Below are 16,115 nucleotides of genomic sequence, written 5' to 3'. Positions count from 1 at the left end.
GATGGCGGGAAAGCGCCGCAGTCTAGCAAGAACCCCCCCACCAGAAGCCATCCAGGCAGAAAAGGTTTGCATGCGCGCTGTCGAAGAAGACCTCAAGCAGATCAAGCGCGGGTCGGAAGAACTGCTGATCGAGGCCGAGCTGGTCGAGAAGCTGAAGTCCGGGCGACCGCTGCGGATCAAGGCCGGTTTTGATCCGACCGCGCCTGACCTGCATCTGGGCCATACGGTGCTGATCAACAAGCTCAGGCATTTTCAGGATCTCGGTCATCACGTGATGTTCCTGATTGGCGACTTCACCGGAATGATCGGTGACCCGACCGGGAAGAATGCTACGCGACCGCCGTTGTCGCACGAGCAGATCCGCGACAACGCAACTACCTATCGCGAGCAGGTGTTCAAGATTCTCGATCCCGCGAGGACTGAGGTCTGCTTCAATGCAAGCTGGTTCGAGCCACTTGGTGCCGCGGGGATGATTCGCCTCGCTGCCCTGCACACGGTCGCCAGAATGCTCGAACGCGACGATTTTGCGAAGCGCTACCGTGGCGGGCAGCCGATTGCCATCCACGAGTTGCTTTATCCGCTATGTCAGGGCTATGACTCGGTCGCCATGAAAGCCGATGTCGAGCTCGGTGGCACGGATCAGAAGTTCAACCTTCTCGTCGGGCGCGAATTGCAGAAGCACTTCGGCCAGGCACCGCAGTGCATTCTGACCATGCCCCTGCTCGAGGGACTCGACGGCGTGAACAAGATGTCGAAGTCGCTCGGCAACTATGTCGGGATCGACGAGCCGCCTGGCGAGATGTTCGGCAAGCTGATGTCGGTTTCCGACGAGTTGATGTGGCGATACTTTGAGCTGCTGTCCTTCCGCAGCAGCGAGGCCATCGCGGGCTTCCGGCAGGATGCCGTCGACGGTAGGAATCCGCGCGAGATCAAGGTCCTCCTTGCTCAGGAGATCGTCGGGCGCTTTCATGGTGCCCAGGCAGCGCTGCAGGCGCTTGCGGACTTCGACGCGCGTTTCCGTCGGGGAGCGATCCCCGACGACATGCCCGAACTCAGCTTTCCCGCCACCGACCAGCCTTTGACGATCGCGCAGGTCCTCAAGCAGTCGGGATTGACGGCGAGTACGTCCGAGGCGCTGCGCATGATTGAGCAGGGCGGCGTCAGGATTGACGGTACTCGGATTGACGACCGCAACCTCGTCTTCTCGGCCAAAGCTTGCTTCGTCCTGCAGGTCGGCAAGCGCAAGTATGCGCGAGTCAGTATTGCCTGATTGACCGCTCGCCGCGCCGGAGTCGGCAGTAACGCGGCAGCGCACATTCAAATAGTCTTCCGATAGGGTTGACGCCCGCATCCTGGCCTGTATAATTCGCACCTTCGTTGCTCGACACGAGAATAAATCTGAGTAAAATCAGATCGTTAGATCGTGTTGGCGGAGGCTGAAGTGGCCCTTTGGGGCCGCGCAGGTGGTCAGGGGTGATTTCGGCGGATGTGTGAAAAAGAAGTGTTGACGCCGCTGGAATCGACTGTATAATGCGCCCCTCTCGCTGCTCAGGCAGCGCCGCAAGCTGGTTATCCAGTCTGTTGGCAAGCTCTTTAAAAACTAGACAACCGATAGGTGTGGGTTCTTGATCTGGGGTGATCTGCGCAAGCGGATTGCCGAGCAGATGGAGTAACTCGCACGGAAGTAAAGCCTGCTGGTCTGGAGGAATCTGGGCTGGTGGGACGTCGAGCGAGGGTTTGAGGATTTGAACTGAAGAGTTTGATCCTGGCTCAGATTAAACGCTGGCGGCATGCCTTACACATGCAAGTCGAACGGCAGCACGGGGGCAACCCTGGTGGCGAGTGGCGGACGGGTGAGTAAAGCATCGGAACGTATCCTGGAGTGGGGGATAACGTAGCGAAAGTTACGCTAATACCGCATATTCTGTGAGCAGGAAAGCAGGGGATCGCAAGACCTTGCGCTCTGGGAGCGGCCGATGTCGGATTAGCTAGTTGGTGGGGTAAAGGCCTACCAAGGCGACGATCCGTAGCGGGTCTGAGAGGATGATCCGCCACACTGGGACTGAGACACGGCCCAGACTCCTACGGGAGGCAGCAGTGGGGAATTTTGGACAATGGGCGCAAGCCTGATCCAGCCATGCCGCGTGAGTGAAGAAGGCCTTCGGGTTGTAAAGCTCTTTCGGCGGGGAAGAAATTGCACGGGTTAATACCCTGTGTAGATGACGGTACCCGAATAAGAAGCACCGGCTAACTACGTGCCAGCAGCCGCGGTAATACGTAGGGTGCGAGCGTTAATCGGAATTACTGGGCGTAAAGCGTGCGCAGGCGGTTTGGTAAGTCAGATGTGAAATCCCCGGGCTCAACCTGGGAACTGCATTTGAGACTGCCAGGCTGGAGTTTGGCAGAGGGGGGTGGAATTCCACGTGTAGCAGTGAAATGCGTAGAGATGTGGAGGAACACCGATGGCGAAGGCAGCCCCCTGGGCCAATACTGACGCTCATGCACGAAAGCGTGGGGAGCAAACAGGATTAGATACCCTGGTAGTCCACGCCCTAAACGATGTCAACTAGGTGTTGGGAGGGTTAAACCTTTTAGTGCCGTAGCTAACGCGTGAAGTTGACCGCCTGGGGAGTACGGCCGCAAGGCTAAAACTCAAAGGAATTGACGGGGACCCGCACAAGCGGTGGATGATGTGGATTAATTCGATGCAACGCGAAAAACCTTACCTACCCTTGACATGTCAGGAATCCCGAAGAGATTTGGGAGTGCTCGCAAGAGAGCCTGAACACAGGTGCTGCATGGCTGTCGTCAGCTCGTGTCGTGAGATGTTGGGTTAAGTCCCGCAACGAGCGCAACCCTTGTCATTAATTGCCATCATTCAGTTGGGCACTTTAATGAGACTGCCGGTGACAAACCGGAGGAAGGTGGGGATGACGTCAAGTCCTCATGGCCCTTATGGGTAGGGCTTCACACGTCATACAATGGTCGGTCCAGAGGGTTGCCAACCCGCGAGGGGGAGCCAATCTCAGAAAGCCGATCGTAGTCCGGATCGCAGTCTGCAACTCGACTGCGTGAAGTCGGAATCGCTAGTAATCGCGGATCAGCATGTCGCGGTGAATACGTTCCCGGGTCTTGTACACACCGCCCGTCACACCATGGGAGCGGGTTCTGCCAGAAGTAGTTAGCCTAACCGCAAGGAGGGCGATTACCACGGCAGGGTTCGTGACTGGGGTGAAGTCGTAACAAGGTAGCCGTAGGGGAACCTGCGGCTGGATCACCTCCTTTCTAGAGAAAAACCGGATCGAGAACTCACAACCTATCGGTTGTCACAGGCTGCACAAGCGGATGGGTCTGTAGCTCAGTCGGTTAGAGCATCGTCTTGATAAGGCGAGGGTCGTTGGTTCGATTCCAACCAGACCCACCAGCGAAACGACGGAGGGGCCGTGCGAAGGCAGGCAGTAAAGCATTTCTGGCGTCGGCTGGGGGTGTGGTTGCCGGTCAGCGGGGGATTAGCTCAGCTGGGAGAGCACCTGCTTTGCAAGCAGGGGGTCGTCGGTTCGATCCCGTCATCCTCCACCATCCGCGCCGAGTGAACCGTCAGGCCTGCGGGGTAGTGATCTACCCTGCAGGCCTGACCCTTTACCGGGTGAGTGCTCTTTAAAAAACTGGAAGAAGGTTGTATTGCTGGCGCCCCTGTGGGGGTGTTGGTAATACGGTTGTGATTGCATCGATCCCCCGCAAGGGGGAGCACACATGAGTTGCCTGTAGCTTGGGGTCTCGGAAGAGAGCTCAAGGTTATAGGATCAAGCGAATAAGTGCATGTGGTGGATGCCTTGGCGATTACAGGCGACGAAGGACGTACAAGCCTGCGAAAAGCTCTGGGGAGCTGGCAATGAAGCTTTGATCCAGAGATATCCGAATGGGGAAACCCACTCCGCAAGGAGTATCCCACGCTGAATACATAGGCGTGCGGAAGCGAACCCGGCGAACTGAAACATCTAAGTAGCCGGAGGAAAAGAAATCAACCGAGATTCCCAAAGTAGTGGCGAGCGAAATGGGAACAGCCTGCAAGTGATAGCGATTGCGTTAGCGGAAGTCTCTGGAAAGTGGCGCCGTAGTGGGTGAAAGCCCCGTACGCGAAAACCCGATCGTAGTACTAAGTTTGCGACAAGTAGGGCGGGGCACGAGAAATCCTGTCTGAACATGGGGGGCCCATCCTCCAAGGCTAAATACTCGTAATCGACCGATAGTGCACCAGTACCGTGAGGGAAAGGCGAAAAGAACCCCGGGAGGGGAGTGAAATAGATCCTGAAACCGCATGCATACAAACAGTGGGAGCCTCCTTGAGGGGTGACTGCGTACCTTTTGTATAATGGGTCAGCGACTTACGTTCAGTAGCGAGCTTAACCGAATAGGGGAGGCGTAGGGAAACCGAGTCTGATAAGGGCGCCTAGTTGCTGGACGTAGACCCGAAACCAAGTGATCTATCCATGGCCAGGATGAAGGTGCGGTAACACGCACTGGAGGTCCGAACCCACTAATGTTGAAAAATTAGGGGATGAGCTGTGGATAGGGGTGAAAGGCTAAACAAACTTGGAAATAGCTGGTTCTCTCCGAAAACTATTTAGGTAGTGCCTCAAGTATCACCGACGGGGGTAAAGCACTGTTATGGCTAGGGGGTCATCGCGACTTACCAAACCATTGCAAACTCAGAATACCGTTGAGTGCGAGCTTGGGAGACAGACATCGGGTGCTAACGTCCGGTGTCAAGAGGGAAACAACCCAGACCGCCGATTAAGGTCCCAAAGCCATAGTTAAGTGGGAAACGAGGTGGGAAGGCTTAGACAGCCAGGAGGTTGGCTTAGAAGCAGCCATCCTTTAAAGAAAGCGTAATAGCTCACTGGTCGAGTCGTCCTGCGCGGAAGATGTAACGGGGCTCAAACTATGCACCGAAATCGCGGATATCCGTAAGGATATGGTAGGAGAGCGTTCTGTAAGCCGTTGAAGGCGTCTTGTGAAGGATGCTGGAGGTATCAGAAGTGCGAATGCTGACATGAGTAGCGATAAAGGGAGTGAAAAGCTCCCTCGCCGAAAGCCCAAGGTTTCCTGCGCAACGTTCATCGGCGCAGGGTGAGTCGGCCCCTAAGGCGAGGCTGAAAAGCGTAGTCGATGGGAAACAGGTCAATATTCCTGTACCTCTTTGTAATGCGATGGGGGGACGGAGAAGGTTAGGTCAGCCGGGTGTTGGACGTCCCGGTTCAAGCGTGTAGGAAGACCTTTTAGGCAAATCCGGAAGGTCAATTCTGAGGCGTGATAACGAGTGGTCATTGACCGCGAAGTGATTGATACCATGCTTCCAAGAAAAGCCTCTAAGCTTCAGTTACAAGGAGACCGTACCGCAAACCGACACAGGTGGGCAGGATGAGAATTCTAAGGCGCTTGAGAGAACTCAGGAGAAGGAACTCGGCAAATTTGCACCGTAACTTCGGGAAAAGGTGCGCCCTGATAGGTTGTAGCCCCTCGCGGGTGAAGGCTGAAAGGGTTGCAGTGAAATGGTGGCTGCGACTGTTTAATAAAAACACAGCACTCTGCAAACACGAAAGTGGACGTATAGGGTGTGACGCCTGCCCGGTGCCGGAAGGTTAAGTGATGGGGTGCAAGCTCTTGATCGAAGCCCCGGTAAACGGCGGCCGTAACTATAACGGTCCTAAGGTAGCGAAATTCCTTGTCGGGTAAGTTCCGACCTGCACGAATGGCGTAACGATGGCCACACTGTCTCCTCCTGAGACTCAGCGAAGTTGAAATGGTTGTGAAGATGCAATCTCCCCGCGGTTAGACGGAAAGACCCCATGAACCTTTACTGTAGCTTTGCATTGGACTTTGAACCGACTTGTGTAGGATAGGTGGGAGGCTGTGAAGCCGGGACGCTAGTTCTGGTGGAGCCAACCTTGAAATACCACCCTGGTTTGTTTGAGGTTCTAACCACGGCCCGTGAATCCGGGTCTGGGACCGTGCATGGTAGGCAGTTTGACTGGGGCGGTCTCCTCCTAAAGTGTAACGGAGGAGTACGAAGGTACGCTAGGTACGGTCGGACATCGTGCTGTTAGTGCAATGGCAAAAGCGTGCTTGACTGCGAGACTCACACGTCGAGCAGGTACGAAAGTAGGTCATAGTGATCCGGTGGTTCTGTATGGAAGGGCCATCGCTCAACGGATAAAAGGTACTCTGGGGATAACAGGCTAATACCGCCCAAGAGTTCATATCGACGGCGGTGTTTGGCACCTCGATGTCGGCTCATCACATCCTGGGGCTGCAGTTGGTCCCAAGGGTATGGCTGTTCGCCATTTAAAGTGGTACGTGAGCTGGGTTTAAAACGTCGTGAGACAGTTTGGTCCCTATCTGCCGTGGGCGCTGGAAATTTGAAGGGGGCTGCTCCTAGTACGAGAGGACCGGAGTGGACGAACCTCTGGTGTACCGGTTATGACGCCAGTCGTATTGCCGGGTAGCTAAGTTCGGAAGAGATAAACGCTGAAAGCATCTAAGCGTGAAACTCGCCTTGAGATAAGATTTCCCTGGGGACTTGATCCCCCTGAAGGGTCGTGGTAGACCACCACGTTGATAGGCTGGGTGTGGAAGCGCAGCAATGCGTTAAGCTAACCAGTACTAATTGCCCGTGAGGCTTGATCCTATAACCTTGAGCAGCAACTCCGCACCGGACATCGGTTCCCCAGGAACCGTCAAAAAGCCGGTTCGAAAAGCAATCACAACTCCCCTTCTTCCTGCGCACCCCGCTTCAACGCGGCGTGCGAACCCCTTACGCTTGGCGGCCATAGCCCTTTGGACCCACCCCTTCCCTTCCCGAACAGGACCGTGAAACGAAGGCGCGCCGATGATAGTGCATACTTCATGTGTGAAAGTAGGTCACCGCCAGGCTCCCCTTCTACAAAGCCCTCACCGCAACCGCGGCGAGGGCTTTGTGCTTTGTACCGCCGACGATGCTGGTCGGTCGTCGACGCGTCACCGCCATGAACGATCCTCGCTTTGTGGACAGAGAACTGGTCGTTACCGGTGACGGCTCGCACTCGCTCTACCTGCCGGGCTGCGATGAGCACTATCATTCGGTGCATGGCGCGCTGCGCGAGTCGCTGCATGTGTTCATCCGGCATGGCTACGATCACGTGATCGCTGCTGCCGGCGGTCGAGTGCGAATTCTTGAAGTCGGGTTCGGTACCGGGCTTAACGCCCTGCTGACTTGGGAGCGCACCAACCAGGGCAGCGCCGATGTCGAGTACACCGCTGTCGAACCCTTTCCACTTGCAGCCGAACTCGTGCTCCGCCTGAACCATGCCGATAGCACCTCTACGCCGCTGGGGGGCGGCGTCTTTGCCGCCATGCATGGCTGCGCGTGGGGAACGGGCGTTCGTCTTGGGGACCGCTTCTCGCTTGTCAAACTGCAGACCCGAATCGAGGACTTCTCGCCTGGCGACGACTACGATCTGGTCTACTTCGACGCCTTTTCTCCACCGGTGCAACCAGAGCTCTGGACGCTGGAAATCTTCGACAAATTGCAGCGCTGCATGCGGCGCGGCGGGGTGCTGGTGACCTACTGCGCCAAGGGTGCAGTGAAGAGGAATCTCCGGGCTGTCGGCTTCGCCATCGAGAACCCGCCCGGACCGCCGGGGAAGCGCGAAATCACGCGGGCGACGAAGCGCTGAGCCATGCTCAGTGCGTCAGGTGCACGTCGCATGTCGTGTGCGCCAATCGCTGAGGCCGTCGAGTGCTGCGGGAAGATTCGGCAGCAGCAAGGTGCCGCTGGGTGATGCGGGCGCTCGGTGGGCGCCCGCGCCGCCAACCCACAGTTCGATGTGCGTCGGGAGGAGTTCACGCAACTGGTTGGCCAGGGGGCCTACCTGCCTTGCCGGAAAGGCTGCCGAAAACGACACGGCCACGATGTCCGCCTGATGAGCCACGGCGGCCATCTGGATGTCGAACAAAGGTGTCTGGGTGCCCAGCGAAATGCAGGTTGCTCCCTCGAGGACCAGCAGCGCCTCCGCCATCAACAGCCCAAGAACGTGCTGTTCGTCAGGGACCGTGGTCAGCAGGATGCGTGGTCGACCACCACTTTGCGGTAGGCTGCCGATCGCCTGGCGCAACAGCGCCTTCATCTGTTCCGTATAGAGATGCTCCTCGAAGACGGCAAACTCGCCGTTCATCCACGCTTCACCGACGGCGTGATTCAACCGCGCGACGACGTCCATGACGAAGCTCTGCAGTCCCAGTCGCATCATCGATTGATTGAGCGCATGGCGCAGTGCTGGCACGTCGTTGGCTTTCACGAGCCTGATCAGCTGCCGGATCAGGTCTTCACTCGGTCCCGGTTCGCCGTCCCTGGCTGGCGCAGACGCATTGCACAGACGAGCGAGTTCTTCGTCGCTGGCCGCACACAGCTTGCCGGGACGGTAACCCTGATCGATCAGACGCTTCATCAAGCGCAAGCGCTCGACCTGCTCCGCCGGATAGACGCGCTCTCCGTTGTGGTCCCGCTCCGGTTGCGGGAAGCCGTAGCGGCGTTCCCATACACGCAGCGTATCTTTGCCGAGGCCAGTGTCGCGCTCGACGGTACTAATAGTCATTGCTGGTCGAGCGCACATATTGTCCTGGGCAAGGGTCATGGATATTCCATATGAAGCTCACTATTCGCAAATAATAGCCAGAATCTACAACTATGTCCAGGACAAACTATTCATTCTTGCCGGGCAAGCGCGCTCCCGACACGTGCTTGCCGAGTCTTTGGCCGTCGCTGACGGGCGACACTGGGACGCTGCCCTTCCGGGACGCTGGCACGACCGCGGGTCTTGTGCGAGCTTTCTCCTGCACGCATTGCGGCTGTCCTATTTCGCAACTGCCCAGCATACAATACGGCCTCTGGCCAGACGGTCGGAGCTCTGGACGTTCGTCATCCCCGACGATGCGCAAGGTGCGCAGGGGCGGATCGAGCGGTTTGCCGGCAGCAAGAGAGGACTTGACATGACGAGCGCTTTGCCGCGGCTACCGCGGGTCGGTTTGCGACATCGGACGCCGGCTTTTGCTGGCCGTCAATGCGGGCAGTGTGCGCGGTGGCAGCCACCGCGCACACGTTGTTTCGCTGGTTGCCTCTGATGGTGACCCTGTCGGTTTCGCCTGCCCTTCGCCAACGCCGCCCGTGGCTCTACGCCTGCCTTGGCCTGCTGGCGGTCATCCTGGCGATCGGCGCCTACCGCTATTGGCACAAGGCTCCCCGTTACAAGGGTGTGTCCCGCCTGCAGGTCGACCTGCGCCAGCCTGAAATGCTGCTGGCCACCCGCAATCTGGCGCAAGTGCCCAAGGATGTCGCGGCGGCCCCCATACTTGCCGGCCTGGTGGACGAACAACTGGTCTTTCACTACGAAGAGGACGAGGCGCGGCTATCGTTGGAGGGCAGCTTGCGTCGTCTCGCCTACGAGCACAAAGTCGGCATCGAGGACCGTTTTCTCTCGATGCTGCTGGCCGGACCCGCGGAGATCGGCATATGGCGTTCGGGCAAGGGGCGCCCCGAGCACTTCGTCGCCAGGCTGGAACGTGGCGTGCTCGCCCGACTGAGCGAAGCGTTTGCCCGGATTGCGCTTGACGATCGGCAGTTGAAACTCGTCGGCAAGTTTTCCGTGGCTGGCGACGAGATCAGCTTGTATGCGCTCGATTACGGCGGCGGCCGCCAGTTGGCCTTTGCCGGACACGGCGAAAACTGGGTGTTTCTTTCCGATCCGGCGCTTGCCCTCGACAGCGAAGGCACATTGACCGGCGACGCCGAGACGGTTCTCGGCGAGTTGCTGCGCGGCGCCCACCCGTGGCAGGCGAAGCTGCCCGCGTCGGTGACCGCACAGCACTCCTTCGTGATCGGCCAGCAGGCCCTGACGCTCGGCTACGCGCACTTCCTGCCGGCGCTCGCCGGCCTGCGCTTCGACCACGCAGACGGCAATTGGCAGGCCAGTCTCCGCCTGAACCAGACCAGCGCCACCGCTGCTCTCGACACCGCCGGCATCTGGCGGGCTGTACCGCTGGGCGCGGCCTTATGTACTGCCCTGCCCGTTGATTGGCCGGCCACTGCGGCGCCGCTGGCCGTGTTGCTCGGCAAGGACGCCGTGCTGCCGGCCACCCTCGCTGCCCTGGACCCGATCGCCGCCGTCTGCTGGTTTGCCGGTTCCCGCCTCTCGGCGCCCCTCTTCATCGCGCGTGCGGCGACTGCCATGCCGCTCGATGCCGGGCAGTTGCTGGCCCGCCTGGCGGAAAAATCCTGGTCTGCCACGGGCGCCAAGGCCGCGGGCAAGGATGCCGAGAGCCAGATCCATGCCGTCACCGTTGCCTCCCGTCACGGTATTCGCCCACCGGACGGCGGCGCGCGTGCCTTCGAGCCCGCCCTGGCCTGGCGCGGCGGGCTGATCTTCTTTTCTCCCGATCGTCGCCAGGTGGATACGGCGCTCGATGTGGCCGGCAAGCGGGCGGCGGCACTCGGCGACGAGCCCGGCCTGCACGGACCCGGGTGGCTGGTCTTCGACCCGCCGCAGCTGGCCCGGCTATTGCGTTCGGAAGTGCAGGAAGTGCTGCCGGCGGACGAAGAATCGTATTTTCGTGAGGTCGCCCGCAACCGGCTCTGGCCACGCCTCGATGCCTGGGGGCAACAGCACCAGGCGGCCGTCGCGGTTCCTGGTGCCGGCGGCACAGATGGTTTCGTTACTCTCGACATCAGACCGCTGCAGGAGAGCGCCCGCTGATGCAACGCCGGCGATTCATCACCGCGCTCGGGGGAATGATCCTCGGCAGCGCATGGCGACCCGCGGCAGCACTCACTGCGGAGCCGTCGACACCATCCTCAGCTGGCGCGCTTGACGGCACACAATCCGACCGCTTTCGCGCCTGGATGGCGTTGATCGTCGCCGACCAGATTCGCCATGGCCCGTCGCCGCGCTGGTTTCATCGCGACTGTGCCGGCCTGGCGCGTTTCGCCGTCGGCGAAGCGCTGCGTCCGCACGACACTCGCTGGCGCCGCGCCAACGGCTTCACCGGCCGCCTGCCGCCGGAAGTTGACCTGCGCCCGGAACAGGCTTCTTTGCTCAAGGGATGGACGACGCTGGCGGGAGACCAACAGGCTTTCGTCACCGCCCTGGCCCTGGTCCAGAAGAACAGCCACCGGCTCGGTCGCGAAAGCGCCATGAGCAAACCTGGAGATCTGCTTTTTTTCGATCACGGCGATGACCAGCACCTGATGATCTGGATGGGTAGCTGGATCGCCTATCACACCGGCCAGCCACCTGCCGCCGCGGAGCAAGGCGCCGGCAGACGTCGGCCATCTCCCGAAATGGGTGAAGACAACGGCCTGCGTGCAGTCACGCCGGCTCAATTGCTGCAATGGAAGGACACACGGTGGCGACCACGCGACGACAACCCGAATTTCGCCGGCTTCTATCGCCTGGCCTTCTTGTCGCGCTGATCCTGGCGCTGCTCGGCCTTGCCGGACCCGGCACGGCTGGCGAGATGGCGGCCGCGAACTCGAACTATCGCCCCGCCGCCGGCGAGGAGTTCTTCCTGCTTGCCGAAACCAGCTACGCTTCCGACGAACAAGCCTCGGTACGCCTGGAAATCCAGCGCGACTCGGCCGAACTCGAGGAGTACGGCGGCGTCGATATCGCCATCTACCGTGTCCCCGATCCGCTCGCCTTCCTGCGTGCCCAGAGCAACCTGCACCGCGTCAAGGTGCCGGCCAAGCCGCAGCCCGAGGGCATGGCCAACATGCTCAAGCTTTCCTGGGACAAGATCTGGGCCAACACCCGCTTCGCCTGGAAGCGTCTATTCTCCCCGGCAGCGCGGCTGGCGACGACCGCCGCGGCTCCCGATCTGAAGACGCCGAACCAGATCCTGACGCCGACCCGCCTGCGCCATCCGCCAGCCTACGCGCCCCTGCCGGGCATGACGCTGAGCGACCGTTTCCGCTACCCCGTGCATCGCGCCAAACCGATCGTGCCGCCTGCCGACGTCAAACTGGCCGGCAGCAGCAGCGAGTTCCTGCCCAACAACGAGGGCAATGTCCGGGTTCCCCTCGGCCAGCGGGCGCCCGGCCTGTATCTGGTCGAAGCTTCGGTCGGCAAGCACCGGGCCGTGACGCTGGTTTTCGTCTCCGACAGCGTTGCCGTGACCAAGAACGCGGCCACGGAGATGCTGGTGTGGACCGCCCGGCGCAAGGATGGCGTCGCCGTCGCCGACGCCGATGTCGTCTGGAGCGATGGCGTCGGCGTCCTGAAGAGCGGCAGGACCGCTGCCGACGGTGTCGTCCGCCTGCCCGCCGCCAGCCCGGAGACCAGTTACGTTTACGGTCAGGATCCGGCGGGCGGCGTCTTCATCTCGGAAAACTTCTACCACGACAGCGAGATCTACAACGCCAAGATCTATGCCGTCACCGATCGCCCGCTCTACCGTCCGGGCGACCTTGTCCAGGTCAAATTCCTTGGCCGTGAATTCCGTAGCGCCCGTCGCTCGGAACCGGTTGCCAGCAGCGACATCAGCGTCACTGTCGTCGACCCGGCGGGGACTGAAGTCCTCACCCGCAAACTGCGCTACGACTCGGTGAAGGGCGGCGAGACGGACTTCCGCCTGCCGGCAGCGGCACAGGCCGGCGGTTGGGAACTCGTCTTCGCCAGGGGCGACGACAGCTACGGCGCCGCCTTCCGTGTCGCCGACTACGTCAAGCCGCATTTCGAGATCGACGTCGTCGTCGACAAGAGCGAATTCAAGACCCGCGAAGCGGTCACCGGGCGCATCCGTCTCAGCTATCCCGACGGCAGGCCGGTGGCCGGCGCGCTGGTGCGGCTCACCGCACGCGCGCAACCGCTGACCATGGTCGAGGGCGAGTTGCGCTACGGTGGACAGTTTCCGGTCGCCATCAAGGCCGACGAACTGAAGACCGGTAGCGACGGGGTGGCGGCCTTCAGCCTGCCGCCGGCCGACGATCCTGCCCGCTACATCCTGAGTCTGCTGGCCCAGGACGGTGCCGCCTACCGCGTCCGGGCGACCAAGGAAATCCTCATCGAGCGCGGCGCCACGCTGTGGCAGTTGAGCGCGCCCGCCTATTTCTCGCGTCCCGGCGAGAGCGTCGATTTTCGCTACACGCCGCAGGGCAACGCCAGTCCGGCCAGCCGGCCGACGCGCTGGGAGATTCTCCGTCTCGAGGACAGGCAGCGGCGCGACGGCGCACTGGCCGAAGGTGACAGCGCCCGGCTGCCCTTCCCCGAGCCCGGTTCCTACACCGTCAGTCTGCGCGACGCCAGGGGCAACCTGCTCGCGGCGACCAGCCACTGGGTTTCCGGTGAGGGCATGAAAGCGATTCCCGGCAGCGTCGAGATCGTCTTCGACAAGGAAAACTACCAGGCCGGCGAGACGGCGCACGCGCTGATCACCTTCCCGCAAGCGGTCGGCGATGCGCTGCTGACCCTCGAGCGCGATCAGGTCGAGGCGCACGCGCTGCTCAGCGGCAAAGCCGCCTGGCTGAGCGTCAGCCAGGTGGCGCCGGCGCAGTGGCGGGCGGACATTCCGGTTCGGGAAGAATACGGTCCGAATGTCACCTTTTCCGTCCTCTACCTGGCCAACGGCGACTACGTTTTCCAGAACAAGGGGCTGCGCGTCGCCGTGCCGACCGTCGACGTCGCCATCCGCACACCCCGCGAACGCTACGCACCGGGAGAAACCGTCACGCTCGAACTGGAAACGCGGGTCGGCGGACGGCCGACACCGGCACTGGTCAATCTCGGCGTGGTCGACGAAATGATCTACGTGCTGCAACCGGAAATCGCTCCGAGCATCGGCAACTTCTTCTACCACCCCCGCCGCAACAACGTGCGCACCACCGTCAGCCTGTCGTTCATCGGCTACGATCTGGCGCGACTGCCCGGCAAGGGCAGCGCGCCGGTTCGCCGCTCACCGTCGGAACGCGGCGTCAAAGTGCTCGAGCGCCCGCGCCGCGACGATACCGACACCGCCGGCTGGTGGCCCAGCCTGATGACCGGTCAGGACGGCAAAGTCAGCGTCAGCTTCCGCATGCCCGACGCGCTGACCCGCTGGCGCGTCACGGCGCGCGCGATCACCGCGGCTGGCGTGGTCGGCCAGCAGACGCGGCATGTCGAGTCGCACAAGGATTTCTACGCCAAATGGACCGGCCCGGCGAGCTTCCGTCTCGGCGACCGGCCGGCCGCCACTGTCGTCGCCTTCAACCAGACCGGCGCCGCTGCCAAGGTGCAACTCGCCGCCAACGGCGGCGGCCTTGCCCTACGCCGGGAGATCGACTTGCAGCCGGGGGCGAACAACATCCCGCTGCCGATCGACAAACCCGTCTCGGGCGACGTGGCGATCAGCCTGGCCCAGGGCGGCAAGGAGATCGACAGCCTGCGCCAGGCGATCAGCGTCCTGCCCGTCGGCTGGCTCTCTGAGCGCAGCCTGTCGCTCGATCTGCGGGATGCCGAAACGCGGCTCGCCCTGCCGGCCGATGCGCGCGACCTCAGGGTCAGCCTGGCGCAGGGGAGTGCCGGACAGTTTGCGCGCATCGCTGAAGATCTGCTGGAGTTTCCCTGGGGTTGCGTCGAGCAGACGGCCAGCCGTCTGCTGCCGCTCAGCTTCGCCTATCGCGGTCTGCCCGCCGACGCGCCGCGTGTGCGCGAGATTGCGCAGTCGCTGGCCACGCAGCGCCTGCGTCTGGTGCAGATGGCCGGACCGGAGGCAGTGTTCGGCTGGTGGGGGCCGGGCACCACCGACAGCGGCTGGCTCACCGCCTACGCCTACTACGCCGACTGGCACGCCGCGCGCGCGCTCGGCCTCAAGCTGCCGGCGACGCACTGGCGGCAGAGCCTGGAAGCCTACCGCAAGCACTCGGCCAAGGAGCCGCTGCCGCTGCGCGTGCTGGCCGTCTGGTTCATGGCCGAGATGGAGCTGCCGGTCCGTACCCTGGTCGAAGGACTGCTCCAGGAGGCCGCCTCGCTGCCCGCCGTCAAGCCCGTCAGCCGGGGTCGCGACAGCCTTTGGCTGAGCAACACGGCGGCTGCCGACGGCCTGAGTCTGGTGCTGATCGGCCAGATGGCGCGCCAGCAGCAGATCGGTATCGTGCCCGAAACGGCTCAGGCGATCGATGGCGCGCGCGAATCCCTGCGCGCCCAGCCGGAAGCGCTGGGCCAGGCGCTGCTGGCCATGGAAGGCAAGGGCGCCGCCAAGGAAGACGCGGCACGTTGGCTGGCGACGCTCAGCCCGGGTGCCGCCACCCTCGATCGTGCCCTGGCGCTGGCCTGGTGGAACAAGGCGCTCGGCGGCAGCGCACCGGCCGAAAGCGCAGCGCTGGGCCTTGCCGGCAACTGGCAGCGGCAGGGCGGCCCGCTCGGTGCGCCCACCTGGCGGTGGACCGACAAGACACTGCCCACCGCCATCACCCTGGCCAGCCCGCCGACGGCGCCGCTCACCGCTTTCGTCCGTTACCGCTCGGCCGAGCCGGAAAAGGGCACGCTGCCGGTGAAGATCGAACGGCGCCTCTATCGCCTGGTGGCGGTGCCGGTGGTCAAGGCGGACCCGGCCGCCGCCAAGCCGTCCGGCGAGCGGCGCCCCGCCAGCGCCGCTCTCGCCGGCGAAGCGGTCGAGTTCCGGGCAGAAGCCGCAAGCGACGGCGATCTGCGCGCCAACGACCTCTATCTCGAAGAGATCCGGCTCAGCCCCGCTGCTGGCCAATCGCCGCGTTACGGCCTGGTCGAGGTGCCGCTGCCGCCGGGTGCCGATGTCGAGCGCGGAACCTGGGGTATCCGCGTACGTGGGCTCGATGGCGACGCCGTCGTGCCGATGGAGAAGGCCCGCTACCAGCCGGGTGAGTTGTCCTACGCCGTGCCCGTCGACCAGCTTGCCGAAAGCCGCGTTTTCCGCCACCTGCTGCGCTTCGGCAGCCGCGGCAGCTTCGTCGTGCCGCCGGCGCGCTTCCAGCGCATGTATCAGCCGGAAGAGAAGGCTTTCGAGGCGGTGGCGGAACGGCGCCTGCAGGTGAAGTGATGCGCGGATTGCAGCCGGCGTCACCCCGCCCATCG

The 16,115-nt window shown here is 62.0% G+C and carries 6 protein-coding genes, 2 tRNA genes and 3 rRNA genes; 10 read left to right on the top strand and 1 reads right to left on the bottom strand.

The features are described 5' to 3' along the window. Positions 1 to 70 precede the first annotated feature (70 nt). The 7 genes from tyrS to mnmD all read left to right on the top strand — a co-directional run bounded on the left by tyrS (position 71) and on the right by mnmD (position 7,715). Positions 71 to 1,270, top strand: coding sequence for a tyrosine--tRNA ligase (gene tyrS, locus CAP2UW1_RS19890; protein WP_015768416.1), 1,200 nt, complete (start codon positions 71 to 73; stop codon positions 1,268 to 1,270). Between the two features lie 477 nt (positions 1,271 to 1,747). Continuing rightward, positions 1,748 to 3,285 (top strand): 16S ribosomal RNA (locus tag CAP2UW1_RS19885). Between the two features lie 62 nt (positions 3,286 to 3,347). Next, positions 3,348 to 3,424, top strand: a tRNA-Ile gene (locus tag CAP2UW1_RS19880). Between the two features lie 79 nt (positions 3,425 to 3,503). After that, a tRNA-Ala gene (locus CAP2UW1_RS19875) sits at positions 3,504 to 3,579 on the top strand. Between the two features lie 222 nt (positions 3,580 to 3,801). Continuing rightward, positions 3,802 to 6,688 (top strand): 23S ribosomal RNA (locus tag CAP2UW1_RS19870). Between the two features lie 131 nt (positions 6,689 to 6,819). Then, positions 6,820 to 6,933: ribosomal RNA gene (rrf, locus tag CAP2UW1_RS19865) — 5S ribosomal RNA — on the top strand. Together the 16S, 23S and 5S rRNA genes with 2 tRNA genes alongside form the textbook arrangement of a ribosomal RNA operon. Positions 6,934 to 7,025: 92 nt before the next feature. After that, complete coding sequence (gene mnmD / locus CAP2UW1_RS19860) at positions 7,026 to 7,715, top strand: tRNA (5-methylaminomethyl-2-thiouridine)(34)-methyltransferase MnmD (RefSeq protein ID WP_081444306.1); 690 nt, start codon at positions 7,026 to 7,028, stop codon at positions 7,713 to 7,715. 15 nt (positions 7,716 to 7,730) lie between these two features. Here the strand turns inward: mnmD and CAP2UW1_RS19855 are convergent, their stop codons facing one another. Next, a complete protein-coding gene (locus tag CAP2UW1_RS19855) occupies positions 7,731 to 8,672 on the bottom strand; it encodes a MerR family transcriptional regulator (RefSeq protein ID WP_015768414.1) in 942 nt (313 codons plus the stop codon). A gap of 444 nt (positions 8,673 to 9,116) precedes the next feature. Here CAP2UW1_RS19855 and CAP2UW1_RS19850 point away from each other — a divergent pair, with 444 nt between their 5' ends. From CAP2UW1_RS19850 to CAP2UW1_RS19840, 3 genes are read left to right on the top strand one after another with little or no spacing between them, the layout of a single operon-like run. Beyond that, complete coding sequence (locus CAP2UW1_RS19850; protein ID WP_199931519.1) at positions 9,117 to 10,787, top strand: DUF2138 domain-containing protein; 1,671 nt, start codon at positions 9,117 to 9,119, stop codon at positions 10,785 to 10,787. After that, on the top strand, positions 10,787 to 11,503 hold the full coding sequence (locus tag CAP2UW1_RS19845; RefSeq protein ID WP_015768411.1) for a DUF1175 domain-containing protein: 717 nt from the start codon (positions 10,787 to 10,789) through the stop codon (positions 11,501 to 11,503). Before CAP2UW1_RS19850 ends, CAP2UW1_RS19845 begins: the two co-directional genes overlap by 1 nt. Continuing rightward, positions 11,437 to 16,080, top strand: a complete 4,644-nt coding sequence (locus CAP2UW1_RS19840) for an alpha-2-macroglobulin family protein (protein WP_041567939.1) — start codon at positions 11,437 to 11,439, stop codon at positions 16,078 to 16,080. The genes CAP2UW1_RS19845 and CAP2UW1_RS19840 overlap by 67 nt, the downstream gene beginning before the upstream one ends. Positions 16,081 to 16,115 lie beyond the last annotated feature (35 nt).

The sequence above is a fragment of the Candidatus Accumulibacter phosphatis genome, assembly GCF_000024165.1.
Lineage (GTDB): Bacteria > Pseudomonadota > Gammaproteobacteria > Burkholderiales > Rhodocyclaceae > Accumulibacter > Accumulibacter phosphatis.
The sequence above is the reverse complement of the archived record's forward strand: the minus strand, read 5'-3'. Positions and strand labels throughout refer to the sequence as shown.

Bases quoted from the DNA above. Each gene is read 5' to 3' on its own strand.
- tyrS (WP_015768416.1), top strand. From the start codon at position 71: ATGCGCGCTGTCGAAGAAGACCTCAAGCAGATCAAGCGCGGGTCGGAA.
- mnmD (WP_081444306.1), top strand. From the start codon at position 7,026: ATGAACGATCCTCGCTTTGTGGACAGAGAACTGGTCGTTACCGGTGAC.
- CAP2UW1_RS19855 (WP_015768414.1), bottom strand. From the start codon at position 8,672: ATGACCCTTGCCCAGGACAATATGTGCGCTCGACCAGCAATGACTATT.
- CAP2UW1_RS19845 (WP_015768411.1), top strand. From the start codon at position 10,787: ATGCAACGCCGGCGATTCATCACCGCGCTCGGGGGAATGATCCTCGGC.